Below are 23,641 nucleotides of genomic sequence, written 5' to 3' on the forward strand. Positions count from 1 at the left end.
CGAGACCTCACCGCTTGACAGCACGTCTGCACACGAGGAGATTGATTTCGGGATGATACCAATCTTGAAGAGGCTCAGCCCGGCAAAGCTGAGCCTTTTCTCTGTCGCGCGAATTTTGGATCGACCATTGAAAGCGGTTGCGATTTAGCTCGCTTTGATAGGCGCCTCCCTCACAATCGCTTTGTATCTCTCAGGCCAGAGGTCCTCTGGCTTGCAGCCAAGCTCGGTCGCGATTCTTGACTCGATTCGGCGGGACCTCCGAAAACCTCTGCTTACGGTTGAGACGGTGGTGGCCGTCACGTTTAGATCGCGAGCAACAGCACTCAGGCTACTTCCTTTAAGTTGGAGAGCCGCCTTAATGCGAGCATGGCGCTTCTCATCGATCATGTTGTGCTCCACATCATGAGACCGATCTGGTATGTACGATAAGTCTCAACTACAAGGTGATAAATGTCGTTAGTCGCTGCGGCAACCGAAAACGAGAAGGAGGCGCGCGACACGCAGGGATTGGCTCGCCGGTTGCGACTTGCCCGAGAGCATGCGGGCCTTACTCAGCAGCAGTTTGCTGACCGTATTGGCTATTCCCGGCGCCAAGTCCTGTCGTGGGAAAACGCGACAAATTTGCCTCCTGTTTGGGCGTTAGCGGCGGTGCGACAGGCGTTCGATATTGATCCAGAGTGGGTTCTCTCTGGTCCAGGTTTGATCCCTCTTCGACAAGTTTCCTTGAGTCCGCCTGACCGACGCGACCGTCTTTGCGGTGAGGTGAGGAGACTGGCTAAGCGCGCTAGATTGACCCTCCCAGAAGAAGTCCTACGCAACTTCGCCGATCTGATCGCGCGAGAACCGGAAAGCGCGGAAGCGGCCGCGAAGGAGCGCGTTCGTGATGCCTTTCATGCATTATCCACAGGAGGCCCTTTTGAAGCGATCTGACTCCGACGCCAAACTTTCCAATCAATTTGAGCAAGAACTTCGCGATGGAGTTGCTCGTGCAAGATCAGGAAAATTTCGGAGGCCAAATTGGCCGTTGATTGTTGCAACGTTAATACTTTCAGACGCGCTTTTTATAGCATCCGGAGCCATGGGAGCGTTGATGCAGGAGCCCATCCGAAATTATCTTTTTATATCCGCGCTCGTACCCGGGCTAGTTGTGATTGTACTGCTTCACTGCGACTCGCTAAAACTGCGCTCTTGAAGCGCCCAAAATATATCGATCTATTCACAATATCAGACTTCTGTTCAGTGAAAACGGTCACGGCGAGGTAAGATGACAACAGCAATATTTGTGCGGCACGGTCAAAGTACGGGTAATGCAGGAATCCCGTGTCACGATCTCGCAGATATCGAGCTTACGGAATTGGGTCGCCAACAAGCACTTGGGCTTGCCGCTTCATGGGCAGATGCTCCTTCTTTGATTGTGACCTCGCCATATCGCCGAACGCAGCAAACAGCGGCGGCGACGATTGCAAGATTTCCGGACGTGCCGGTACAGGTCTGGCCAATCGAAGAATTCACGTATCTGGAGCCGTCTCGCTGGAATGGCACCCGCAGCGTCGAGCGTATGCCATATCTCGAACGGTACTGGAGTGAGCTCGATCCCGCGCACTGTGACGGTCCGGGAGCAGAAAGCTTCGCTACGTTGCTACGGCGAGCCGAGGTGGCACTCAATCGGCTCGCTGATCTGCCGGAACGGTCGATTGTCCTTCTCTTCAGTCACGGCCAATTTATTCAGGCGGTTCGTGCAGTCGTTGCGGCGCCCGACGTAGATGACCAAAGCAAGATGAGAGGCTTTTGGCGAAAGGGTGAAGCACCTGCCATCAGCAACGCTCAGTCCGTAATACTGCATCATAGCTCCGGTCGCTGGACTCTCGATCAGATCTAATAGTGGATCTAAAAAGCGGCTTAGCCGCCGGCTAGCACGGGGAGCGGCAACGCGCGGACCACGCTGCGCCGGATATGCCTTCACTCTTCATCGAGAACACTCTTCGCCTCATCGATCCCAAAATCCCAAAGCGGACCATTATAGCCGTGTTTGCGCGCTTGATCGGCTTTCCGTTTTTCTCGTGACATGAAATCGTCGACGGCAGATTGAGGAAATTGCAGCTTCGCCATTGGCGCTGTCCTTGGTCCGGTGACAACCAAAAATCCATTAGCGGTGAGTTGTCGAATAGCGGCGCTCACCGCGCTTTTGGAAGAGCATGCAAGCGTAGCAAGCTCATCCCGGCCAAACGGAACAGGACGGAAAAATGCCCCTTTTCGTTCCGCAAGTGCTCGAAACACGGAGCGTCCAATTGGCGTGATTGGCGAAATTTGCGAAGTTGTTGTCTCGCGCCCATAGGCAGTTAAAACCGCTACTAGCAGTTCGACGGCTTCCTTCTGCCGCTCAGTTGCTCGTAAATTTCCTCTAAGATGCATTCCCGCCTCCGCTCCGATAAGAGGCGAGCCCGGCCAAAGCCGGGCGTTCGTAACCCTGCACGTCGCGCAAGGCGCCGCCGCTTTTAGGCAGAACCCTGGACATACGCGTCGGCCACCCGGCCGAGAAACTCGACCAGATCGACGTAGCAGTGGGGTTACGACGCCCCGCGAGCGGGATTTACCGCGTCGCCCGGGCTGATTCGCAGAATGTCACACCCAGGGCAATGACTGAGTGCTCCATATCGACGAACGTTTAGGCTCGTTAAACGTTGGATCAGGCACTCAAAGTTATATGGTTTGCTACGTCGCAACGGTCGGCGCGCAACATCGCAAGATCCCGCTCAAATCGAGATTACTATGCGCGCGGGATAATACGAGCTGGGCTTGCGACTCGCAGAGCTAGGCGCTCGCGGCATCTTTGCGCGCGTTGCGGCGGACGACGCTGGGACGGTGGTCGCGGTACGCGCGTATTTCCCATGCACGCTCGGCGGCTCGGTCCGCCAGAAAACGCGGTGGATGATGGGTATTGCACTCGCGGGCTGGGATCGTACCGGCTGGGGGCAGCCCCGCGCGATCGCCGATCACTGGATGCGAATGCGCGATCGGCGCGCGCCGCTGGCCGTCGTGATCCTAGCGGTCGGCTATCTTGCGGTGCCGATATGGGTGTTGTCGCTGCTGGCGCATGGCCAAGCCGGTGGGGCGTCACCCTACGCGAACGGCGCTTACCCGATCGCGTTCTGGCTGCTCGTCGCCAATGGCGCGTTGCTGGTGTGGCGGTTGATCGTGCGGATGATATTCACGGGACGTAGTTATGGCATGCGCGAGGCGATCTGGGCGCTGCCGCGGTTTCTCGTGGGCAACCTCGTCTCGCTGATCGCCGCACCGCGCGCGGTGATCGTCTATATCGGCATGCTGCGCGGCGCGGCGCCGGTCTGGGACAAGACACAGCACGAGTTTCCTGACGCGCTGCCCATCGACGTCATCACTGACAGCATTAACCATCCAGGCCTCGCCGCCGCGGTACGATGAGCGTCGGCCGCCCGCTGCGCTTTCTCGCATTGGCGTTGGGCGGATGGGTAATGGTCCGCGTGGCGTTGCTGTTGCCGGAAGTCGCCTCGCTTCCACCGTCGGACATGATCCCACGGGTAATCGAAGTGCTCGTGCCGCAAGTCGCCGCAGCAATTCTCGGGCGACCCCGCGTGCCTCCGCGGGTGTTGACCATGCCACGCGTCGCTGTCGCATCGCCGATTTCCGCCAAGGGTCGACCATGGCAGGCACCGACGATTGCGCCGCCACGCCCCGTAGCGCGCGTTCTTCCCGATTGGCGGGCCGTCGCAGAGCCTCGGACATACCTCATTCCGTCACCGGTAGCGCCGCCCTTGGTCCTCCGAGGACCGGGTCGTCTCAGCGGAAGCGCATGGCTGCTCGCGCGTGGTGGTCCCGCCGGTACGGTGTCGGGCGGGCAACTCGGCGCGTCGCAGGGCGGTTTGCGACTAGCCTATGCGCTCGGCAGCCGTCGCAAGGTCGCGCTGGTGGCGCGCATCGCCACGCCGCTCAAAGGCGCCGGACGCGAGGCCGCACTCGGGATCGAATGGCAACCGACGCGCTTGCCGATCCGCCTCGTCGCCGAGCAGCGGTTCGCGCTCGATGGCGGACGTGGCGGACCGACGGTCGGCGTAATTGCCGGCTATGGTCCGGCCGACGTCGCACGCGGCCTCCGTCTGGAAGCATACGGCCAGGCCGGCGGGATTGCGCGTGACGGAATCGAAGGTTTCGTCGACGCCTCCGCACGACTCACGCATCCGCTGGGAAAGCTTGCCGGCGCGACCGTAGACATTGGCGTTGGCGCCTGGGGAAGTGCGCAACGCGACGCCGAACGCTTCGATATCGGACCTTCGCTCGTCGCCGCGCTGCCGGTCGCCCGCAAGACGATCCGCCTGACACTCGACTGGCGCGAACACATCGCCGGTGGCGCGCGTCCGGGCTCCGGACCGGCCCTGTCGATCGGTAGCGACTTCTAAGCGGTCGAGCCTAGCCCCGCCCGCGCAATCCGGTGTAACGCAGCCGTCGTGGATCTGTATCTTCCCGTCGCGAACCTGTCGGTCAACGCGCTCGTCATCATCCTGCTCGGCGGGGGAGTCGGACTGTTGTCGGGGATGTTCGGCGTCGGCGGCGGCTTCCTGACGACGCCGTTGCTGATCGTCTACGGCATCCCGCCGACCGTCGCCGCCGCCTCGTCCGCGAGCCAGGTGACCGGCGCGAGCGTCTCCGGCGTGTTCGCGCATTTCCGGCGCAAGGGCGTCGATACCAAGATGGGCGGCGTTCTTGTCGCGGGCGGTATCTTGGGTTCGTTCTTTGGTGCGTGGCTGTTCCGATTACTCCAGCAGAGCGGCCAGATCGATACGGTGATCGCCATCGTCTACGTCGTCATGCTCGGATCGATCGGTGGCCTGATGGCGAAGGAATCGATCGGCACGATCGGCCGCGCGCGCACTGGACGCCCTCCCAAGGCGCGCAAGCGTCGCCATCACCCGCTCGTCGCCGCGCTACCGCTCAGGACGCGCTTCTACGCGTCGGGGCTCTATATCTCGCCGCTCGCACCGCTGTTGCTGGGGTTCTTTACCGGCATCCTGACGATCCTGCTCGGCATCGGCGGTGGCTTTATTCTCGTCCCCGCGATGATCTACCTGCTGGGCATGGCGACGTCGGTCGTGGTCGGGACGTCGCTGTTCCAGACGCTGTTCGTGACGGCGGTGGCAACGATGGTCCACGCGACCACCACCAAGGCCGTCGACATCGTGCTGGCGGCGTTGCTCCTGCTCGGCTCGGTGGTGGGGGCGCAGGTCGGCGCGCGGTTCGCGACCAAGTTCCGCCCTGAATATCTCCGCCTCGGGCTCGCGGTCATGGTGCTGCTGGTCGGCGCACGCATCCTGCTGGGCTTGGTCTGGCGTCCCGAGGAGATCTTCTCGGTCACGCTGTCGTGACGGCCGGGACATGAAGCCGTGGCCGCTTCTGGCGCTGACGCCATTGCTGATGGCGCAGGCCAAGCCCGTGCTCGTCCCCGACGTGTCGCAACGCAATATCGAGATCGCCTACAGCTTCACCGGTGCCGAACTGCTGCTGTTCGGCGCAATTCTCTATCCCGGCGGGCGCCTGCCGACCGGTGAGCAACCCACCGACATCGTCGTCGTCGTCAAGGGGCCGACCCAGTCGATCCTGATGCGCGAGAAGGAGAAGGTCGCCGGCATCTGGGTCAACGCCGCGCGCCTCAGATACCGCTCCGCCCCCAGTTTCTACGCGATCGCCTCGTCAAAACCGATCGACCGCCTCGTCGACGACCGGACGCGCGCGATCTACGAGCTCGGCCTCGACAGCCTGCAATTGTCGCCGGCGTCGAGCGCGCCGGCGCCGATCCAGGACCGCTTCCAGAAAGGGCTCGTCGACCTCAAGCGCCGCGCCGGCCTGTATTACGAGGCGCCGCGTGCTGTCGAGATCACCGACGGCGTGCTCTACCGTGCGCGCGTGTCCATACCCGCCCGCGTGCCCGTCGGCCGGTTTACTGCGGAGACCTTCCTGATCCGCGACGGCCGCGTTCTGGCGGCCGCAGTACGCGACATCGACATTCGCAAATCGGGTTTCGAGCGATTCGTCGCGCGCGCCGCGGATCGCTCGTCGGTAACGTACGGGCTGGTCGCGGTTGCGCTGTCGGTGTTCCTCGGCTGGGCAGCGGGCTGGATCGCGCGCAGGGTTTAGCGCGTCTCAGCGACTAAACGCGTACCAACGCGCCGGTTTTCTCAGCAAGTTCAACACCGTCGTCATCGGATATTTACAATTATCGCGGCAGGGTCGGTCCGAAATGACTGGAGACTTTGCGGCAATGAGCGACATGCCGGGACCTGGCGCATTCTTGCGCGCGGCACCCCTGACGGGCGGATTCGCTGGCGCCGGCGCCGCGGCGGCACCTGTCGGCGTCGTCTTCGCGATCGCCGGATCGAGCAGCCGCATCCTGCTCGATCGCGCTGCGATCGCGGTGCTGCATGACGATGCCGATCCGGTCGTCGCAGCGGCCGGACAAGTCGGCAGCCAGATCAAGATGCGCGTCGGCGCGACATGGCTGGTCGCCAACATTCGCTCGCTCAAGCTGGAGGATGCCGCGGGCACCTGCGTCGCCGCGGAGATCGACTATCTGGGGGAAGGCGACGAGGACAAACTTACCGGCAAGCTCTACCGGTTCCGCCGCGGCGTGACGCGCTATCCGATGCCCGGCTGCGAGGTGTTCCCGATCACCACTGCTGACTTGCAGCAGGTCTATGCCGCCGACGACCGTGCGAACATCACGATCGGCACGGTTTATCCAACCACCGATATCCCCGCCGCGCTGTACGTCGACGCGATGCTCGGCAAGCATTTCGCGCTCGTCGGGTCGACCGGCACGGGCAAGTCGACCAGCGCCGCGCTGATCCTGCACCGCATCTGCGAACTCGCGCCGCAGGGGCATATCGTGATGATCGACCCGCATGGCGAATATGCCGCAGCGTTCAAATCGAACGGGGCGATCTACGACGTTTCGAACCTGCAGATGCCGTATTGGCTGATGAACTTCGAGGAGCATTGCGAGGTCTTCCTGACCAGCAGCGGCTCCGCGCGGCAGTTCGATGCGGACATCCTCGCCAAATGCCTGCTCGCGGCGAAGGCGAAAAGCCGTCTGGGGCAGGAGATCGCAAAGCTCACCGTCGACGCGCCGATCCCGTATATGCTCAGCGATCTGACGACGATCATCAGCGCAGAGATGGGCAAGATGGACCGCGCCGGCGACACCGCGCCCTATCTTCGGCTCAAGTCCAAGATCGACGAGATCAAGGCCGATCCGCGCTACGGCTTCATGTTCTCCGGCATGCTCGTCGCCGACACGATGGCAAGCTTCCTCGCGCGCATCTTCCGCCTGCCCGGCGACGGCAAGCCGATCTCGATCATCGACGTCTCTGGCGTACCGTCGGATATCACCTCGGTGGTGGTTGCGGTGCTCGCGCGGATGACGTTCGACTTCGCGATCTGGTCGCGCAACGAACCGCAGCGGCCGATCCTGCTCGTCTGCGAGGAGGCGCATCGCTACATCCCAGCGGGGCAGGAGGCGAACAGTTCGGTTGGTCGGATCCTCGGCCGAATCGCCAAGGAAGGCCGCAAATACGGCGTGTCGCTGGGCCTCATCACGCAGCGCCCGTCGGATCTCGCGGAGGGCGTGCTGTCGCAATGCGGCACGATCATCGCGATGCGCCTCAATAACGACCGCGACCAGGCCTTCGTCCGTGCGGCGATGCCCGAGGGTGCGCGAGGGTTTCTCGACTCCATTCCTGCACTACGTAATCGCGAATGCATCATCTGCGGCGAAGGCGTGACGATCCCGATCCGTGTAAGCTTCGACGGATTGGAGGAGGAGAAACGCCCCGCCTCGGGCGATCCGCTATTCTCCGAACTGTGGCGCGACGTCGGCGGCGAGGACCAGATCATCGGCCGCACGATCCAGCGCTGGCGAGCACAAGGCAAATAGGTGCGATCGGTCAGTGCAGGGATCGACAAGCATAACCCGTCGCTAGCTGTATTCCGGTAAAAGAGGGGATCTGATCGTGCACGTGATCACATGCCGGTCTTTGTTTTTCGGTCGATCAGGACGGCCTGCTGCCATCGGCTCGGAGCCTTGTCGGTACGGTGAATGCAGCCCGCCCAGCAACAGGGGCGCTTCTTGCCCTCGAACAGTTCCTGACCCGTACGCTCTATGCGGCGCTGTCGCGTTTTCGGCTGTTTCGCGTCCTCTATCCAGCAGATGTACTCGTTCCGGCCGAGCGGCGTCAGCCTCTGCCACAGTGCAAAGAGGCTTGGATTGGAGCAGATCGCCGACTGGAGATCGTCGCTGGCGGTATGGACAGTGCCGTGAAGAAAAGAGTTCGCCACGCATCCTCCGAGCAATGTCGCCCAATGCAATGAGCCATTCGCACGAAGAATAGCCGTTCCTCACGTTGATGACGAGCGCACGGTTCACAATGGGCAACCAACAACAAATTCCGTCGATGCCGCCGTCGCGCATCGCGTCGACGTTCATCAGATGGTTAGACGCCGACCCGTATTGCCAGCAGCTGGGCGACCCTTGCCTTGAACGCGCGTAGTTTCTCCCCCGACAGTTGCGCGACGCTTGCGAACGAGACCGAGCGCGGGTTGATCGCCGCGCCGTTCTTCCACACTTCCCAGTGCAGATGCGGGCCAGTCGACATGCCGGTCGATCCGACATAGCCGATCACCTGGCCCTGCCGGACCCGCGTGCCCGACGATACCGCGATCCGGCTCATATGGCCGTATCCGCTGGCCATCCCGCCGCCGTGAACGAGCTTGACGAAATTGCCATAGCCGCCGGTCCGCCCGGCGAATGCTACGACGCCATCGGTCATCGCGTGGATCGGCGATCCGTACGGTGCGCCAATGTCGAGGCCTTTGTGCATGCGGGTGAAGCCCAGCAGCGGGTGGAACCGCATGCCGTAGTTCGACGTGATCCGGCCGGTGACCGGCATGCCAGAAACGGCGCGGCGTTCGGTCTGGCCGTTCGCATCGAACCAGCCGCCGCGATTCGACTCGTCATCGACATTCGCCGCGTCCGGCGCGAACCGGACGAGCTGTACCTTTCGGCGTCCTTGATCGATCCCGGCGAACAGCAGGTCACCGATCCGGGTCTCGCCGGTTGCGGCACGCTCGCGCTCGACGATCACGTCGAAGCTATCCGCGGAGGTCACGTCGCGGCCGATCGAAAGTCGCGTCGAGATCGCCTTGATGAACGACTCCACGGCCTTTCCGGGAACACCGGCGGCGCGCGCGGATCGGTACAGGCTGGAGCCGACCAGGCCCTGGATCCGCAGCGGGGTCGTATCCACCGCGATCGGCTTGCGGTTTACGGACAGCCCGCCCGCTCCGCGCGTCAGCGACAGCGCCAGATCGAACCGCGCACGGAAATCGAGTTGCTCCAACGGCCGCGCGACGGTGCGATCTGGCCGACGTCCGAGCGTCAGCGCGATCCGCGTGCCGGCGGGGATGGCTTTCGGATCGACCGACTGCGCGACCAGCGCCGCCGCGGCTTCGGCATCGTTCCGACCGACGCCCGCGCGCATCAGCGCCCGGTCGAACGCATCGCCCTGGCCGAGCGTCGCCGACAGTTCGAGCGTCGGCCGTTCGGGCACGTCGGCGAGCGGCGCGACGAGATCGTTGGCCGCCATCCGCCGCCCGGTGGTCGCGCCCTGGCCGAGCGGCGCAATGCCCTGCGCGTGCGTTTCCTCCCACTCGGCACCGGCGAGCGGCGCTGGCACCGCACCGACCAGCGGCTTGAACCCCGGCGCTAGCATGACGGTCGCGGCACACAGCACGGTGCAGGTTGCGAGGCCGCGCCACCAGTCGCGACTGCCGATCCGTGCGCCGAGATCGGGCACCCAGTCGATCCGCGAGGCGGAAGCCTCTAGCGCGATATCCGGTTGCCGATCGAGCGCACGACCAAATCCGCGTGCCCCGCCGCCCGCCAGTTCCAGCGCCTGATCCGTCTGCAAATACACGCGTGCCCGCCCCGAAATCGTCCGAATGCTCGTGCGCCGTTTCATCCCCGGCGCAGGCGTCGGGTTGTGGCGGGAACATGCTAAAGTCAAATTAACCGGGGTGATTGTGGGCTTTGGCGGCGGCGGGGCGTGCTCGGGTCGGGGCGGACGAGATTTGGAGAAGGATGCCCTGACTTTTGACTGTCCGGTTCGAAGACCGTCCAAACCTTTCTACCAACCCGGCGAAGGCCGGGGCCCGGTTGGGAAACAGGATTAACATAGGGCCACGCTTCGTCACCTTGGCCTGCCCAACTGGGCCCCGGCCTCGCCGGGGTGGTGTTGGATATAAGTGAACGCGTCCTCTCCGCCCGCTGGTACAGCAATCGAGCGAACCCAACATTCACCCCGCCGACACCGCGCAATTCCACCCAGGTCATTGCGCCAGCCCACTTTACCCCCGATGTTGCCCGCCATGAGCGACGAAGTCTCCGCTGGCGTGACCGCGGTTCTCGGCCCGACCAACACGGGGAAGACGCACCTCGCGATCGAGCGGATGTGCGCGCATTCCAGCGGCATGATCGGTTTCCCGCTGCGTCTGCTCGCGCGCGAGGTCTATGACCGCGTCGTCGCCATCAAGGGTGCGAACCGAGTCGCACTTGTCACGGGCGAAGAGAAGATCGTCCCGCCCGACGCGCGCTGGTTCCTGTGTACCGCCGAGTCGATGCCCGACCGCGACGTCGCTTTCGTCGGAATCGACGAAGCGCAACTCGGTGCCGATCCTGAGCGCGGCCACGTCTTCACCGACCGGCTGCTGCGCGCGCGGGGGCGCGAGGAGACGATGATCCTCGGCTCCGAAGCGCTGCGGCCGATGATCAAGAAGCTCGTCCCAGGTGCGGAGATCGTCAACCGGCCGCGCTTCTCGACGCTGACCTACGCGGGCGCGAAGAAGATCAGCCGGTTGCCCAAGCGCTCGGCGATCGTCGCGTTCTCCGCGGAGGAAGTGTACGCGGTCGCCGAGATGCTTCGGCGCCTTCGCGGTGGTGCGGCCGTCGTCATGGGGGCACTGTCGCCGCGCACCCGCAACGCGCAGGTCGCGATGTTCCAGGCGGGCGAAGTCGATTACCTGGTCGCGACCGATGCGATCGGGATGGGGCTCAACATGGATGTCGCGCACGTCGCGTTCGCCAGCCTCAATAAGTTCGACGGCAAGCGCCAGCGTCGCCTCACGGTGGCCGAGATGGCGCAGATCGCGGGTCGCGCTGGGCGGCATCAGCGCGATGGCACGTTCGGCGCGCTGTCCGACGACGGCCCCGGCGCGTTCCTGCCCGAGGAAGTGCTGGCGATCGAGGAGCACCGGTTTCCACGTCTCGAAAACCTTTATTGGCGGCAGGGCGAGCCTGATTTTTCCAGTATCGACGCGCTGATCGCCAGTCTGGAGGCGCGCCCGCCTGCCGGCGTTTTGCGTGCCGCGCCGCAAGCGCTCGACCTCGGGGTATTGAAGCGGTTGGCCGAGGAGGGCTGGGTCCGCGAGCGGGCGCGGCATCCGGCGATGGTCGCGCGACTGTGGGCTGCATGCGGGTTGCCCGATTTCCGCAAAGTCGGCCTCGATCCGCATGCGCGGTTCGTGTCGCGGGTGTTCGGGCATCTGAGCGAGGGGCGGGGGCATATCCCGCACCAATGGTTCGCGGACGAAATCGCGCGGCTCGATACGGTGGCGGGTGACGTCCCGGTGATCGCCGGGCGCATCGCGGCGACGCGTATCTGGGCGTATATTGCCCAACGGGCGGACTGGCTGGCCGAGCCGACGCTCTGGGCCGCGCGTACCGCCGCGCTCGAAGAGCGCCTGTCGGATGCACTGCATGCGAGCCTGACGCAGCGGTTCGTCGACAAGCGCACGACCGCATTGATGCGCCAGATCGGCGCGGATGCGGGCGCGTTGCCGGTGGTGATCGGGCCCGAGGGCGAGGTGATGGTCGAGGATCATCAGATCGGTCGACTCGACGGGTTCCGCTTCACCGTCGCGGCGGACGCGCGGGCAAGCGACAAGCGTCTCCTGCTCGCGGCGGCGGAAAAGCGTCTTACCGGCGAGCGGTCGCGGCGCGGGCAGTCGCTGGTCGATGCGCCGGACGCCGATATCGCGCTCGACGATGCGGCGCAGGTCATCTGGGCGGGTCATCCGGTCGCCAAACTTAGCGCGGGGCCGTCGTTCGCACGGCCGAAGCTGATCCTCGATCGCTCGCTCGACTGCCTCGACAAGCCTGCGCGAGATCGGATCGAGGCGCGGCTGTCGCTGTGGCTTGCGGGGATGCTCAAGCGGCGGATCGCCGTGCTGGTCCACCTCGCCGAACTGAGTCGTGATCCGAATGCCACGCCGGCGTTGCGTGCCGTCGCGAGTGCGATCGAGGAGGCCGGCGGGATCCTGCCGCGGTTGCCGATGCGGCTGGCGCTCGACGCGATCGATCCTGACGAGCGCAAGCGTTTGCGCAAGATCGGGATTACGGTCGGTGCGCTCGACCTGTTCGACGCGCGGCTGCTCAAGCCCGAGTCGGCGCGGTGGCGGCGCATTCTCGCGGCGGCCCGCGGTACGACGATCGCCGCCCCGCGAGATGGGGCGACCGTGCTGGCGCGTGGCAGCGAGGGTGCGGTTCTCGAGGCGGGGTTCCGTCCGCTTGGACTTCAGGCGGTCCGTATAGATCTGATCGAGCGCATCGCGCGTGCCGCACATGACTCGCGGCATGGGCGTACGCCGTTCGCGCCCGATCCTGCGCTGGCAACCTCGATCGGCGTCGATGCCGCGTCGCTGGAGCGGTTGATGGCCGAACTCGGGTTCAAGGCGCTGGCGGGGGACACGCCGCGCTGGGTCTGGCGCGGGCGTCCGCCGGCGCGGGCTGTGGCTCCGACGTCGATCGATCCGTCGCAGCAGAACGCCTTTGCCGGGCTGGCCGCACTGGTCCGCCATGGTTGAAGGCGCGATGCGGATCGATCGGTTCCTGTGGTTCGTGCGGCTCGCGAAAACGCGCAGCGCCGCGCAGGCGATCGCCGAGAAGGGGCATTTGCGCATCGATGGTCGTCCGATCGATCGCGCGCATTGCCCGGTGCGGGTTGGGAATGTGCTGACCTTCGCAGCCAACGACCAAGTCCGCGTCATCCGGGTCGAGGCGCTGCCAGCACGACGGGGGCCGGCGCCCGAGGCGCAAGGATGCTATCAGGATCTGATTGCGGGGAAGACGCCGGCCGGTACCGTCCGCGACCCGGCTTCCGAATAGTCCTCCCCTGCAAGGGGAGGTGGCAGTCCGCAGGACTGACGGAGGGGTGACACCCTATCGATAGTTCGGATACCCCTCCGTCTGGCAAGTGCCAGCCACTCCCCCCTTGCAGGGGAGGATCAAGCCACGTGAAAGCCTGATAACGTCTCGCAGAAGGCTTGCTATGATTGACGCGAGGGGCAGGCGCGCATAGTCGCTGGCGCGTTCGTCGCCGGAAAGGAATCCGGCCCAGGAGTTCTGCAATGACCTACGTCGTCACCGATGCCTGCATCCGCTGCAAGTACATGGACTGCGTGGAAGTGTGCCCGGTCGACTGCTTCTACGAAGGCGAGAACATGCTGGTGATCAATCCCAGTGAGTGCATCGACTGCGGCGTGTGCGAGCCCGAATGCCCCGCCGAGGCGATCCTGCCCGATACCGAGAGCGGGCTGGAGCAGTGGCTCGAGCTGAACACGACGTTCTCGGCGCAATGGCCCAACGTCACGCGCAACGACAACCAGACGCCGCCGGATGCCGACGCGATGAAGGGTGTCGAGGGCAAGTTCGACAAGTATTTCTCGCCCGAACCCGGCGCAGGCGACTGATAAGAGGCGGCGAATCCCGAAAAGGGCAAGCCGCCTGCCACGTTCGGCTGGTAATTTTGTTGCAAAGCTGCTATTTGGGTCCGCGACGGGCGCGATGATTCACGTCATCCGCTTGACGTACAGACCTATCCCTCCCCCGATGCAGCAGCGACGAGTCCTTCGTCGAGGCGTCGCGGCGAGGCCTGATCCGGAAAGGCCCCAAATGGCTGCCAAGGCACTGTCCTTCGATGTCGGTGATTTCGTCGTTTATCCCAAGCACGGGGTCGGCCGTGTGATCGAGCTCCAGCGCTCGGAAATCGCCGGCATGACACTGGAACTCTACGTCCTCCGGTTCGAGAAGGAGCGCATGACGCTCCGCGTGCCGACCAACAAGGCCGAAAGCGTCGGCATGCGCAAGCTGTCGTCCGACAAGACGATGCGCGAGGCGATGGACACGCTCAAGGGCAAGCCCAAGGTCAAGCGCACCATGTGGTCGCGCCGCGCGCAGGAATATGAAGCGAAGATCAACTCGGGCGACCTCGTGTCGATCGCCGAAGTGGTCCGCGATCTGTTCCGTGCCGACGACCAGCCCGAGCAGAGCTATTCCGAGCGCCAGATCTTCGAAGGCGCGACCAGCCGCCTCGCGCGCGAACTGGCGGCGATGGAAGAGCTCGACGAGCCCAAGGCGCAGGAGAAGATCCTCGACATCCTCCGCGCCGCGGCTGCGATCTATAACAAGGACAAGGTGCCGGCTTAACTGCTGGGCGCTTTGTGAGACGAAGGGGCGGTCCTGGGGGCCGCCCTTTTTCGTTCTGCTGCTTCCTTCCTCAAGATAGGGGGCCGTTCAGCGAGCTTGGGCCAGACAAGTTTCCCATTGCGCAGCCCCGTAGCAGGTGTATTGTATCAATAATACACAGGAGGATGCGATGAACTTTCTTGCGCTCGGACTGATCATTCCTCTCGCGGCCTGCTCGTTCAGCTGGAACGGCGACAATGAAGGCTCCGGGGCTGCGGCGGCCGGTTCGGGGACCACCCGGACCTTCCAGGTTGCCGGTTTCAACGGCATCGACCTTCGGGGCTCGGACGACGTCGACGTCCGCGTCGGTACCGGCTTCTCGGTTCGCGCCGAGGGACCGAGCGAACAACTCGATCGCCTGCGCATCGAGCGTGACGGGGATACGCTCAATATCGGTCGCAAGAACGGGGCAAGCATGGGCTGGAGCAAGGGGGCCAAAGTGAAGGTGTACGTCACCCTGCCACGGCTCACCGACGCGAGTGTCTCTGGATCGGGCAATATGGCCGTGGATCGTGTCGAGGGCGGTGGGTTCGAAGGCGGAATCGCCGGATCGGGCAATCTCGACATCGCCGCGATCAAGGTCGACGTTGCGAAATTCTCGATCGCCGGATCGGGTACCGCGCACGCGAGCGGCACGGCACGCGATCTGACGGTGGACATCGCAGGCTCGGGCGATCTCGACGGCACCCGGTTTGAGGCGCAATCGGCGACGGTCGAGATCGCCGGTTCGGGAAGCGTGCGCGCGGTGGTGAACGGCGCTGCGAAGGTCGCCATGTTGGGCTCGGGTGACGTCGATCTCGGGCCGCAATCCCGCTGCACGATCTCCAAGATGGGCTCGGGGCGTGTCCGCTGCGGGCGGTAAGTCGCCGCCGGACTTGCGCGGGGGTACATAACCGGCGACGTTCGCGGGTATGAAATATCTGCTCGCCGCGTCGCTGCTCCTGTCCTCGCCGGCATTCGCCCAGTCTTCCGCGACGAGCCGGACGGTCTCGGTCGGTAGCTTCGATCGTGTGCGGGTCGAGGGGCCGTTCGAGGTCCGCGTCACGATCGGCTCTCCGCGTGCGACCATCACCGGCCTGGGCAGGGGGGACGATGTGGCCGTCCGGGTCGATGGTACCACGCTGTCGGTGCGCAAGGGCACCGGCGGCTGGGGCGAGCAGACGCGTGGCGGCGGCGGGGCGGGGCCGTCCGTCGTGACGCTCTCGACACCCGAGCTGACCTCGGCCAGCGTCGCGGCCGGCGGGCGGCTCACGATCGCGAAGATGCGCGGCATGCGCGTCGACGTGACGGTCAGCGGTAACGGGAGCTTGGCCCTCGCGGCGGCCGATACCGATCAGCTGAACGCGACGCTGATCGGCGCCGGCCAGATGACGCTCGCCGGCCGCGCGGCGCGCGCGCGCCTCGTGACGAGCGGGCCGGGCGCGATCGACGCATCGGGGCTGGCGGTCAACGATCTGACCGTCCACCTCGACGGCGTCGGCGAGACGAAGGCGGCGGCGCGCTACACGGCGCAGGTGACGAACAGCGGGCTGGGAACGGTCACGATCACCGGCAACGCGAAATGCCGCGTCGATGCAGCGGCCGGTGGGCCGGTGGTGTGTGGGAAGCCGGCGGCGGGAGTCTCTGCTCCGTAGAAGGGGATGGTGTGCTGCTGCCCCATCCACACCGACCTCTCCCGGGCGATATCCGCATCTGGATCGAGCGAGTTACCCTATCCGTATCGGCCCTCATACCTTCCGAACGTGTGTCGTCATTCCCGCGGAGGCGGGAACCCATACTGGCTGACCTCACACTGAGATCGCTATCCTCTGAGGACATGGATCCCCGCCTGCGCGGGGATGACGGTGGAGTTTATCGTCGGGTGGGATGAACCTCGACGAGTTCTGGCTCCCACCCCTTAAATGAGCGCCAATTCCGCCAGCTTGGTCATCAGCGCGGGCGGCATCACGTCCAACCCGGTCGCATCGCCGCCCAGATCGAGCGGCGCATCTGCCCCTTCAAGATACCGCCACCCCTGATGCGCGCGTTTCGGCCGCGCCTGCACCAGCACCAGCTTCGGATCGATGTGGATCGCCACGCGGCCCTCCTCGGCCTCGCCGAACCCGAGGATCGGCGAGCGGGCAATCAGCTGGTGTTTCAGGATCCAGAACATCGAACCCTGACCAGCGACCTCCTCATGCCGCTTGGGCAGATAGCGCGTGGTGAGGAACACCGGCCCCTCTTCGCCACGCAGCCGGAACCGCTCCGCCAGATGGTCGACGCTTTCCGCGCCGAACGCGACTTTGGTGAGGTGGAGCGGCATAGCGTTGGAAATGGGCGTTAATACCGGACGATCAACCGTGTAGACCCCACAAAGATGCAAGCCCGAGGAACGAGAAGAATCCCATCGTGTCGGTCATCGTCGTAACGAACACCGCCGACGATACCGCAGGGTCGATCCGGAACTTGTCGAGCGTCACCGGCACCAGCACGCCGCTTAAGCCCGCGACGATGTTGTTGGTCAGCATCGCCGCCGCGATCACGATCGACAGATTCTGGTTGTGGAAGATCAGATACGTCCCGAGTCCGATCAGCGCGCCCAGCATGACGCCATTCGCCGCCGCGATGCGGAACTCGCGGCCGATCATCCGCGCGGTGTTCGAACTCGTCAGCTGGTTGGTCGCCAGTGCGCGGACCACCACGGCGAGCGTCTGCGTGCCGGCATTGCCGCCCATTCCCGACACGATCGGCATCAGCACCGCGAGCAGCGCGAAGCTCGCGATCGTCCCCTGGAACAGCCCCACGACCGACGACGCGACCATCGCGGTGCCGAGATTGACCACCAGCCACGTGAACCGCGTCCGCACCGTCAGCCGGATCGGCTCGTTGATGTCGCCGTCGCCTGCACCCGCGAGACGCAGCGTATCCTCGCCCGCTTCTTCCGAAATGATGTGAACGATATCATCGACCGTGATCATCCCGACCAGTCGGCCGCCATGATCCACGACTGCCGCCGAGATGAGCGCGTATTTCTGGAAGCGCAGCGCGACTTCCTCCTGGTCCATGTCGACCGGGATCAGCGTCTGCTCGCGCTTCATCACGTCGGCGATCGCGATCCCGCGCGGGGTGCGCAGCATCCATGACAGCTGGCACGTGCCGATCGGCTTGTGCGCAGGGTCGACGACGAAGATCTCCCAGAAATCGGTCGTCAGCTCCTCGTGGCCGCGCAGATAATCGATCGCGTCGCCGACGGTCCAATGCTCGGGGACCGCAATGAGCTCGCGCTGCATCAGGCGACCGGCGGACTCCTCGGCGTAGCTCAGCGCCTCCTCGATCGCCGCGCGGTCGTCCGGGTCGAGCGCGCGCAGCACTGCACGCTGCTCGTCCTCGTCCATGTCTTCGATGATCGCGACGGCATCGTCGGTATCGAGCTCGGAGGCGAGATCGGCGACCTGGTGCGGCTCGAGCGCATCGATCAGATCCTCGCGGACGTAATCGTTCATCTCGGCGAACACGTCGCCGTCAAGCAGGTCGGTGACCGCCCGGGCCAGCGCCGCGCGATCCTGTTGCGGGGTCAGCTCGAACAGATCGGCGATGTCGGCCGGGTGCAGCGGTTCGACCAGCGTACGCGCCGCCTCGTCGTCGCCGTCCTCGACCGCATCGAGCACCGCCCGCACGAATTCGGGCCGCAGATGGTCGTCGCGATCGAGCTGGTTTTCGGGCTGGGTGTCGGTTTCGACCTCGGGAAGCTCGAGTTCGCTCATGGCTGCCTCCCTTAAAAGATGCGCGGTTGGGCCCTAACGCGGCCGGCGCGCATTTGCCAGTCGGAGTGCGGCTCCCTATCTGCCGCGCATCAATTCAGGAGAACATGAATGGCTGACACCCCCGAAACGCTGACGCTGACCCTCGATGGCGGCGATGTCACGATCAAGCTGCGTCCAGATCTGGCGCCCAAGCACGTCGAGCGGATCGTCGAGCTGGCGAACGAAGGCTTCTACGACGGCGTACCCTTTCACCGCGTGATCCCGGGCTTTATGGCGCAGGGCGGTGACGGTGGTCGCGGCGACGGCACCGGCGGGTCGAGCAAGCCCAACCTCAAGGCGGAATTCTCGGCCGAGCCGCACGTCCGCGGCGTCTGCTCGATGGCGCGCACCAACCAGCCCGACACGGCGAACTCGCAGTTCTTCATCGTGTTCGACGACGCGCGCTTCCTCGACAAGCAGTACACCGTCTGGGGCGAAGTCACCGACGGCATGGACCTGATTGACGCGCTGCCGAAGGGCGAGCCCCCGCGTTCGCCGGGCAAGATCGTCAAGGCACGCGCTGCGTAAGCTGAATTCCCCTCTCGCTCGCGGGAGGGGCTAGGGGAGGGCGCGACGTACGTACCGGCGTCCGGTGCGTGAGGTACGCCCCTCCCCCGACCCCTCCCGCAAGCGGGAGGGGAGCAGCGGTCATACCTCCGCTACGGTCCGTATCAGCCAGTCGTGGAACAGCTTGACTGGCTTGGTCTGCAACGCTCGCGGGCGGCATACGAACCAGTAGCTGTACGGGCTCTCCACCTCGATATCGAACAGCCGCACCAGTCGCGGATCATTCGCATCTTCGAAATGGCTCGCGTGCATGAACGCGACGCCGAGCCCTTGCGCGGCAGCCTCCAGCATCAGCGCGCCCGAATCGAAATGATCGATCGCCAGCGGCTCGATATCGTCTAGCTCCGCCGCCGTCCGCCACGCGGTGAACGTATCCGTCATGTCGCGGTGCACCAGCGCCGTCAGCGTCGAGAGCTGTTCGGGCCGCGTGATCGGGTCCGCCCGCTCCAACAGGCTCCGCGCACCGATCACATAGACCGAATTGCGATCCAGTCGCCGCGCGTAGAAGGCCGGATCGATCTCGCGCGACAGGGCGATCACCGCGTCGAGTCCATCGCCGAGCCGCGACACCAGATGCGCCGCGGTATCGATATCGAGATGCAGCTCGGGATGCGACGTGCGCAACTCGCCCAGCTTGGGGAACAGCTTCTGCGACGCATAGAGCGGTAGGATCCCGAGACGCAGCCGCAGCACCTCGGTCGTGCTGGTCAGCGATTCGACCGCGTCCGACAGCGAATCGAGCACCGGTGCGATCTGCGCCAGCAACCGCTCCCCATCCGCATTCAGCACCATCGCCTGATGCCGCCGCGCGAACAGCGGCTTGGCGATGAACCGCTCAAGGCTTTGCACACGCCGGCTGAGCGCAGGTGCGGACAGTGCCAGATCCTCGGCGGCGGCCTTGATCGACCCCAGCCGAGCGACCTGCACGAACGCCTCGATAGCCCCCAATGGCGGCAGCCTGCGCATGATTCCTCTTTCGAATCGACGAGTGTGACAACGACCGCTGGACGCATTCATGCATGCGATTGCAGTTAGCGCAATCGTAGCTGATCCCTTCGCACTTGCAACACGAACCGTCTCGACGCAAAAAGACCTCGCCTTTTAGGCATCCTCTCCTAAAAACTTTCATGGGCTGGCCTTCATTGGCCGGCCCTTTTTTTGTGTTTTCAACCCCTGACAAGGCTGGAACCGGCCCCCTATCTCGGACGCTACGAGATCGAATGGAGTCGACATGGCCGATAGCGAAATCCCCACGCGCAAAATTCAGGTCGCCAACGCGCGTCCCGAAGACAGTGGCCGCGGCCTGGCGCACCTGCCGCGCGCGCTGATGGCGACGCTCGGCATCGGCGAAGGCGACGTCATCGAGATTCTCGGTAAGCAGAACACACCAGCGCGCGCCGTCGGTCCGTATCCGGAGGACGAGGGTCTCGACATTCTCCGCCTCGATGGCCTCCAGCGCGCCAATGCCGGCGTCGGCTCGGGCGATTACGTCGAGGTGCGCAAGGCCGAATCGAAACCGGCGACCCGCGTCGTCTTCGCGCCGGCGCAGCAGAACCTTCGCCTCCAGGGTTCGACCAACGCGCTCAAGCGCACGTTCCTCGGCAGGCCGATCTGCCAGGGCGATATCGTCGCGACCGCGGGGCATCAGCGCGTCGGCAACATGCCGCCGGGCGTCCAGCAGTTCATGAACGCGCCGGCCTACGCGTTGCAGGAGATCCGCCTCGCGGTGATCGCCGCCAGCCCCAAGGGCGTGGTACACATCGACGAGAATACCGAGATCGAACTCCGCTCCGAGTATGAAGAGCCGCAGGCCGCTCGCCGCGCCGACGTCACCTACGACGATATCGGCGGCATGGCGCAGACGATCGACCAGTTGCGCGAGATGGTCGAACTGCCGCTCCGCTATCCCGAACTCTTCCAGCGTTTGGGTGTCGATCCACCCAAGGGCGTCTTGCTTCATGGCCCTCCCGGTACCGGCAAGACCCGCCTCGCGCGCGCTGTCGCGAATGAATCCGACGCACAGTTCTTCCTGATCAACGGTCCGGAAATCATGGGTTCGGCGTACGGCGAGTCCGAGTCGCGCCTACGCGAAGTGTTCGAGGAAGCCGCGAAGGCAGCGCCTTCGATCGTCTTCATCGACGAGATCGATTCGATCGCGCCGAAGCGTGGCCAGGTGTCGGGCGAGGCGGAAAAGCGTCTCGTCGCGCAGTTGCTGACGCTGATGGACGGCATCGAATCACGTGCGAACCTCGTCGTGATCGCCGCCACCAACCGTCCCGAGGCGATCGACGAAGCACTCCGTCGTCCGGGCAGGTTCGATCGCGAGATCGTCGTCGGCGTGCCGGACGAGCGCGGCCGTCGCGAGATCCTCGGCATCCACACGCGCGGCATGCCGCTCGGCGACCGCGTCGACCTCGACGAGCTGTCGCGCACCACCTACGGCTTCGTGGGTGCCGATCTCGCCGCGCTGACCCGCGAGGCGGCGATCGAGGCGGTCCGCCGGATCATGCCGAAGCTCAACCTCGAGGAGCGGACGATCCCGCCCGAGGTGCTCGACGAATTGTCGGTCACGCGCGAGGATTTTCTGGGGGCGCTCAAGCGCGTCCAGCCCTCGGCCATGCGCGAAGTGATGGTGCAGGCGCCGACCGTGCGGTGGGCCGATGTCGGCGGTCTCGACGACGCGCAGATGCGGCTGAAGGAGGGCGTCGAGCTCCCGCTCAAGAACCCAGACGCGTTCCGCCGTCTCGGTATCCGCCCGGCCAAGGGCTTCCTGCTCTACGGCCCCCCCGGCACCGGCAAGACGTTGCTCGCAAAGGCGGTCGCGCGCGAGGCGGAGGCGAACTTCATCGCCACCAAATCGTCCGACCTGCTGAGCAAATGGTACGGCGAAAGCGAACAGCAGATCGCCCGCCTGTTCCAGCGCGCACGCCAGGTCGCGCCGTGCGTGATCTTCATCGATGAGCTCGATTCACTGGTGCCCGCACGGGGCAGCGGTGCTGGCGAGCCGCAGGTGACCGAGCGTGTCGTCAACACGATTCTCGCGGAGATGGACGGGCTTGAGGAGCTACAATCGGTCGTCGTGATCGGCGCGACCAACCGGCCCAACCTGATCGATCCGGCATTGCTGCGTCCCGGTCGGTTCGACGAACTCGTCTATGTCGGTGTCCCCGACAAGGCCGGCCGTCGTCGCATCCTCGGCATCCAGACCGAGAAGATGCCGCTTGCGTCCGACGTCGATCTCGACCGTCTTGCAGACCGCACCGACCGCTTCTCGGGTGCGGATCTGGAGGACGTCGTCCGCCGCGCCGGCCTGGTGGCGTTGCGCCGCTCGATCGACTCGACCGACGTGACGATGGCCGACTTCGAAGGCGCGCTGAAAGAGTCGCGTGCCAGCGTGACCCCGGAAACCGAACGCGAATACGAACAGATGGCCGCCCGCCTGAAGCAGGACGCGACGGCGATCCAGCCTCTGGGCTTCGCGTTCCCCAGCAAGGCGGACGACTGATCCTCGCTTCCCACCCGGTTCCCGCCGGGTGGGAAGATGGGCGTAGCGAGCCGGCCACCGGGATCATCGTTGCACGCGGCATGGCCATGTTGTACCATTTGGTACAAGTTAGTTGATAGGTGCCGCCATGTCCCGACCGCCACTGCCTCCATTCACGCATGAGACCGCAGCGCAGAAGGCGCGCATGGCGGAGGACGCGTGGAACAGTCGCGATCCGGACAAGGTGTCGCTGGCCTACACGCCCGACAGCGTCTGGCGGAACCGGACCGAGTTCCTGACCGGCCGCGACGCGATCGTCGTCTTCCTGACGCGCAAATGGGCGGCGGAACTCGACTATCGCCTCATCAAGGAAGTCTGGGCGCATGACGGCAACAGGATCGCGGTGCGGTTCGCCTATGAATGGCGCAACGACGCCGGCGACTGGTTCCGCTCCTATGGCAACGAGAATTGGGAGTTCGACGACGCCGGGCTGATGGCGCGCCGCATCGCCTCGATCAACGACTGCGCGATCGCGGACGGCGACCGCAAGTTCCATTGGCCGCTCGGCCGTCGCCCCGACGACCATCCCTCGCTGAGCGATCTCGGCCTCTGACCGCGAAGCGCGTCCTGACCGATCGCGCCGACGCCTTGCCGGCACTCGCCGAGGCGTTTCGCAAGCACGGCTTCGAGGGCGCCAGCCTGTCGACGCTCTCGAAGGCGACCGGGCTCGGCAAGGGCAGCCTCTACAACTTTTTCCCCGGCGGGAAGGTGGAGATGATGGACGCCGTCCTCGCCGAGATAGACGATTGGTTCGCGACGACGATCTTCGTGCCGCTGGAGCAGGCGACCGACCCGGCATCGGCAATCACCGCCATGATCGAGGATGTGACGGCGTATTTCCAGTCCGGGGGCAGGGTCTGCCTCGTCGGCTGGCTCGGTCTGGGCGCCTCAGGCGACGTTTTCGCGGTCCGGATCAGCGGGTATTTTTCCCGCTGGATATCGGCCTTGGCGCATTGCCTCGAAGCGAGCGCTATCCCGTCAACGCTGGCCGTGCGCCTCGCGGAAGACACGGTTGCCGGGATCCAGGGCGCGATCGTCCTGGCGCGCGCGTTGGGTGACGAGACCGCGTTCGTGCGGATCGTCCGTCGGCTGGAAGGGATTTTGCTCGACGCGGTGGCATGTCATGGCAGGTCCGATGCGTAATCG

Annotated in this window: 24 protein-coding genes; 17 read left to right on the plus strand and 7 right to left on the minus strand. The window is 64.7% G+C overall.

Annotated elements, in window-relative coordinates:
• Nucleotides 1-144: 144 nt before the first annotated feature.
• The gene (locus J4O76_RS18175; RefSeq protein ID WP_426283355.1) at nucleotides 145-387 is read right to left on the minus strand and encodes a helix-turn-helix domain-containing protein; all 243 of its coding nucleotides are present in this window, start codon (nucleotides 385-387) and stop codon (nucleotides 145-147) included.
• A gap of 63 nt (nucleotides 388-450) precedes the next feature.
• Between J4O76_RS18175 and J4O76_RS18180 the strand changes: the two genes are divergently transcribed.
• Together J4O76_RS18180 and J4O76_RS18185 are read left to right on the plus strand one after the other, a co-directional pair.
• Complete coding sequence (locus J4O76_RS18180) at nucleotides 451-930, plus strand: helix-turn-helix domain-containing protein (RefSeq protein ID WP_426283357.1); 480 nt, start codon at nucleotides 451-453, stop codon at nucleotides 928-930.
• Nucleotides 931-1,264: 334 nt separating this feature from the next.
• Nucleotides 1,265-1,879, plus strand: a complete 615-nt coding sequence (locus tag J4O76_RS18185) for a histidine phosphatase family protein (protein ID WP_426283360.1) — start codon at nucleotides 1,265-1,267, stop codon at nucleotides 1,877-1,879.
• Nucleotides 1,880-1,959: 80 nt separating this feature from the next.
• Here the strand turns inward: J4O76_RS18185 and J4O76_RS18190 are convergent, their stop codons facing one another.
• A complete protein-coding gene (locus J4O76_RS18190) occupies nucleotides 1,960-2,412 on the minus strand; it encodes a hypothetical protein (protein WP_426283361.1) in 453 nt (150 codons plus the stop codon).
• Between the two features lie 384 nt (nucleotides 2,413-2,796).
• Between J4O76_RS18190 and J4O76_RS18195 the strand changes: the two genes are divergently transcribed.
• The 5 genes from J4O76_RS18195 (at nucleotide 2,797) to J4O76_RS18215 (ending at nucleotide 7,960) form a co-directional block, all read left to right on the plus strand.
• Complete coding sequence (locus J4O76_RS18195; RefSeq protein ID WP_426283363.1) at nucleotides 2,797-3,441, plus strand: hypothetical protein; 645 nt, start codon at nucleotides 2,797-2,799, stop codon at nucleotides 3,439-3,441.
• Nucleotides 3,438-4,433, plus strand: a complete 996-nt coding sequence (locus tag J4O76_RS18200; protein WP_426283365.1) for a hypothetical protein — start codon at nucleotides 3,438-3,440, stop codon at nucleotides 4,431-4,433. The genes J4O76_RS18195 and J4O76_RS18200 overlap by 4 nt, the downstream gene beginning before the upstream one ends.
• Before the next feature lie 48 nt (nucleotides 4,434-4,481).
• On the plus strand, nucleotides 4,482-5,396 hold the full coding sequence (locus tag J4O76_RS18205; protein WP_426283367.1) for a sulfite exporter TauE/SafE family protein: 915 nt from the start codon (nucleotides 4,482-4,484) through the stop codon (nucleotides 5,394-5,396).
• A gap of 10 nt (nucleotides 5,397-5,406) precedes the next feature.
• On the plus strand, nucleotides 5,407-6,165 hold the full coding sequence (locus J4O76_RS18210) for a TIGR02186 family protein (protein WP_426283368.1): 759 nt from the start codon (nucleotides 5,407-5,409) through the stop codon (nucleotides 6,163-6,165).
• Nucleotides 6,166-6,289: 124 nt separating this feature from the next.
• Nucleotides 6,290-7,960 carry an ATP-binding protein gene (locus J4O76_RS18215; RefSeq protein ID WP_426283502.1) on the plus strand — a complete coding sequence of 557 codons (1,671 nt, stop codon included), beginning with the start codon at nucleotides 6,290-6,292 and terminating at the stop codon, nucleotides 7,958-7,960.
• Nucleotides 7,961-8,046: 86 nt separating this feature from the next.
• On the opposite strand, the gene J4O76_RS18220 is transcribed toward J4O76_RS18215, so the two are convergent.
• Together J4O76_RS18220 and J4O76_RS18225 are read right to left on the minus strand one after the other, a co-directional pair.
• A complete protein-coding gene (locus J4O76_RS18220; RefSeq protein ID WP_426283370.1) occupies nucleotides 8,047-8,361 on the minus strand; it encodes a YdeI/OmpD-associated family protein in 315 nt (104 codons plus the stop codon).
• Between the two features lie 155 nt (nucleotides 8,362-8,516).
• Entirely contained in the window at nucleotides 8,517-10,043 is a 1,527-nt protein-coding gene (locus J4O76_RS18225) for a peptidoglycan DD-metalloendopeptidase family protein (protein WP_426283372.1), read from the minus strand.
• 406 nt (nucleotides 10,044-10,449) lie between these two features.
• Here J4O76_RS18225 and J4O76_RS18230 point away from each other — a divergent pair, with 406 nt between their 5' ends.
• From J4O76_RS18230 to J4O76_RS18255, 6 genes are all read left to right on the plus strand, one after another.
• Nucleotides 10,450-12,942, plus strand: coding sequence for a helicase-related protein (locus J4O76_RS18230; protein ID WP_426283374.1), 2,493 nt, complete (start codon nucleotides 10,450-10,452; stop codon nucleotides 12,940-12,942).
• Nucleotides 12,935-13,243, plus strand: coding sequence for an RNA-binding S4 domain-containing protein (locus J4O76_RS18235; protein WP_426283376.1), 309 nt, complete (start codon nucleotides 12,935-12,937; stop codon nucleotides 13,241-13,243). The genes J4O76_RS18230 and J4O76_RS18235 overlap by 8 nt, the downstream gene beginning before the upstream one ends.
• 242 nt (nucleotides 13,244-13,485) lie before the next feature.
• Nucleotides 13,486-13,827, plus strand: coding sequence for a ferredoxin FdxA (gene fdxA, locus J4O76_RS18240; RefSeq protein WP_031393648.1), 342 nt, complete (start codon nucleotides 13,486-13,488; stop codon nucleotides 13,825-13,827).
• 202 nt (nucleotides 13,828-14,029) lie between these two features.
• Nucleotides 14,030-14,563 (plus strand): CarD family transcriptional regulator, encoded by a 534-nt coding sequence (locus J4O76_RS18245; protein ID WP_056053923.1) that lies wholly within the window; start codon nucleotides 14,030-14,032, stop codon nucleotides 14,561-14,563.
• 169 nt (nucleotides 14,564-14,732) lie between these two features.
• Nucleotides 14,733-15,464, plus strand: a complete 732-nt coding sequence (locus tag J4O76_RS18250) for a head GIN domain-containing protein (protein ID WP_426283378.1) — start codon at nucleotides 14,733-14,735, stop codon at nucleotides 15,462-15,464.
• A 49-nt stretch (nucleotides 15,465-15,513) separates the two neighbouring features.
• Nucleotides 15,514-16,236, plus strand: a complete 723-nt coding sequence (locus J4O76_RS18255; protein ID WP_426283380.1) for a GIN domain-containing protein — start codon at nucleotides 15,514-15,516, stop codon at nucleotides 16,234-16,236.
• A 263-nt stretch (nucleotides 16,237-16,499) separates the two neighbouring features.
• On the opposite strand, the gene J4O76_RS18260 is transcribed toward J4O76_RS18255, so the two are convergent.
• Nucleotides 16,500-16,904 carry a DUF1489 family protein gene (locus J4O76_RS18260; RefSeq protein ID WP_426283381.1) on the minus strand — a complete coding sequence of 135 codons (405 nt, stop codon included), beginning with the start codon at nucleotides 16,902-16,904 and terminating at the stop codon, nucleotides 16,500-16,502.
• 31 nt (nucleotides 16,905-16,935) lie between these two features.
• Nucleotides 16,936-18,345, minus strand: coding sequence for a magnesium transporter (gene mgtE, locus J4O76_RS18265; RefSeq protein ID WP_253071424.1), 1,410 nt, complete (start codon nucleotides 18,343-18,345; stop codon nucleotides 16,936-16,938).
• A 108-nt stretch (nucleotides 18,346-18,453) separates the two neighbouring features.
• Here mgtE and J4O76_RS18270 point away from each other — a divergent pair, with 108 nt between their 5' ends.
• The gene (locus tag J4O76_RS18270; protein ID WP_133020215.1) at nucleotides 18,454-18,912 is read left to right on the plus strand and encodes a peptidylprolyl isomerase; all 459 of its coding nucleotides are present in this window, start codon (nucleotides 18,454-18,456) and stop codon (nucleotides 18,910-18,912) included.
• Between the two features lie 120 nt (nucleotides 18,913-19,032).
• Here J4O76_RS18270 and J4O76_RS18275 read toward each other — a convergent pair whose 3' ends face one another.
• The gene (locus tag J4O76_RS18275) at nucleotides 19,033-19,917 is read right to left on the minus strand and encodes a LysR substrate-binding domain-containing protein (protein WP_426283384.1); all 885 of its coding nucleotides are present in this window, start codon (nucleotides 19,915-19,917) and stop codon (nucleotides 19,033-19,035) included.
• 265 nt (nucleotides 19,918-20,182) lie between these two features.
• Between J4O76_RS18275 and J4O76_RS18280 the strand changes: the two genes are divergently transcribed.
• From J4O76_RS18280 to J4O76_RS18290, 3 genes are all read left to right on the plus strand, one after another.
• Nucleotides 20,183-22,456 carry a CDC48 family AAA ATPase gene (locus J4O76_RS18280; RefSeq protein WP_120300751.1) on the plus strand — a complete coding sequence of 758 codons (2,274 nt, stop codon included), beginning with the start codon at nucleotides 20,183-20,185 and terminating at the stop codon, nucleotides 22,454-22,456.
• A gap of 127 nt (nucleotides 22,457-22,583) precedes the next feature.
• Nucleotides 22,584-23,048: a DUF1348 family protein gene (locus tag J4O76_RS18285; RefSeq protein WP_426283387.1), complete on the plus strand. Its 465-nt coding sequence runs from the start codon at nucleotides 22,584-22,586 to the stop codon at nucleotides 23,046-23,048.
• A gap of 35 nt (nucleotides 23,049-23,083) precedes the next feature.
• Nucleotides 23,084-23,638, plus strand: coding sequence for a TetR/AcrR family transcriptional regulator (locus J4O76_RS18290; RefSeq protein WP_426283389.1), 555 nt, complete (start codon nucleotides 23,084-23,086; stop codon nucleotides 23,636-23,638).
• Nucleotides 23,639-23,641: the final 3 nt, after the last annotated feature.

Origin of the sequence: Sphingomonas sp. NFX23, from assembly GCF_049887795.1 — a bacterium.
In the GTDB taxonomy this organism is placed as follows: domain Bacteria; phylum Pseudomonadota; class Alphaproteobacteria; order Sphingomonadales; family Sphingomonadaceae; genus Sphingomonas.

Bases quoted from the DNA above. Each gene is read 5' to 3' on its own strand.
- J4O76_RS18250 (WP_426283378.1), top strand. From the start codon at position 14,733: ATGAACTTTCTTGCGCTCGGACTGATCATTCCTCTCGCGGCCTGCTCG.
- J4O76_RS18210 (WP_426283368.1), top strand. From the start codon at position 5,407: ATGAAGCCGTGGCCGCTTCTGGCGCTGACGCCATTGCTGATGGCGCAG.
- J4O76_RS18275 (WP_426283384.1), bottom strand. From the start codon at position 19,917: ATGCGCAGGCTGCCGCCATTGGGGGCTATCGAGGCGTTCGTGCAGGTC.
- J4O76_RS18190 (WP_426283361.1), bottom strand. From the start codon at position 2,412: ATGCATCTTAGAGGAAATTTACGAGCAACTGAGCGGCAGAAGGAAGCC.
- fdxA (WP_031393648.1), top strand. From the start codon at position 13,486: ATGACCTACGTCGTCACCGATGCCTGCATCCGCTGCAAGTACATGGAC.
- J4O76_RS18235 (WP_426283376.1), top strand. From the start codon at position 12,935: ATGGTTGAAGGCGCGATGCGGATCGATCGGTTCCTGTGGTTCGTGCGG.
- J4O76_RS18285 (WP_426283387.1), top strand. From the start codon at position 22,584: ATGTCCCGACCGCCACTGCCTCCATTCACGCATGAGACCGCAGCGCAG.
- J4O76_RS18230 (WP_426283374.1), top strand. From the start codon at position 10,450: ATGAGCGACGAAGTCTCCGCTGGCGTGACCGCGGTTCTCGGCCCGACC.
- J4O76_RS18200 (WP_426283365.1), top strand. From the start codon at position 3,438: ATGAGCGTCGGCCGCCCGCTGCGCTTTCTCGCATTGGCGTTGGGCGGA.
- J4O76_RS18260 (WP_426283381.1), bottom strand. From the start codon at position 16,904: ATGCCGCTCCACCTCACCAAAGTCGCGTTCGGCGCGGAAAGCGTCGAC.
- J4O76_RS18245 (WP_056053923.1), top strand. From the start codon at position 14,030: ATGGCTGCCAAGGCACTGTCCTTCGATGTCGGTGATTTCGTCGTTTAT.
- mgtE (WP_253071424.1), bottom strand. From the start codon at position 18,345: ATGAGCGAACTCGAGCTTCCCGAGGTCGAAACCGACACCCAGCCCGAA.
- J4O76_RS18255 (WP_426283380.1), top strand. From the start codon at position 15,514: ATGAAATATCTGCTCGCCGCGTCGCTGCTCCTGTCCTCGCCGGCATTC.
- J4O76_RS18180 (WP_426283357.1), top strand. From the start codon at position 451: ATGTCGTTAGTCGCTGCGGCAACCGAAAACGAGAAGGAGGCGCGCGAC.
- J4O76_RS18185 (WP_426283360.1), top strand. From the start codon at position 1,265: ATGACAACAGCAATATTTGTGCGGCACGGTCAAAGTACGGGTAATGCA.
- J4O76_RS18270 (WP_133020215.1), top strand. From the start codon at position 18,454: ATGGCTGACACCCCCGAAACGCTGACGCTGACCCTCGATGGCGGCGAT.
- J4O76_RS18225 (WP_426283372.1), bottom strand. From the start codon at position 10,043: ATGAAACGGCGCACGAGCATTCGGACGATTTCGGGGCGGGCACGCGTG.
- J4O76_RS18175 (WP_426283355.1), bottom strand. From the start codon at position 387: ATGATCGATGAGAAGCGCCATGCTCGCATTAAGGCGGCTCTCCAACTT.
- J4O76_RS18280 (WP_120300751.1), top strand. From the start codon at position 20,183: ATGGCCGATAGCGAAATCCCCACGCGCAAAATTCAGGTCGCCAACGCG.
- J4O76_RS18215 (WP_426283502.1), top strand. From the start codon at position 6,290: ATGAGCGACATGCCGGGACCTGGCGCATTCTTGCGCGCGGCACCCCTG.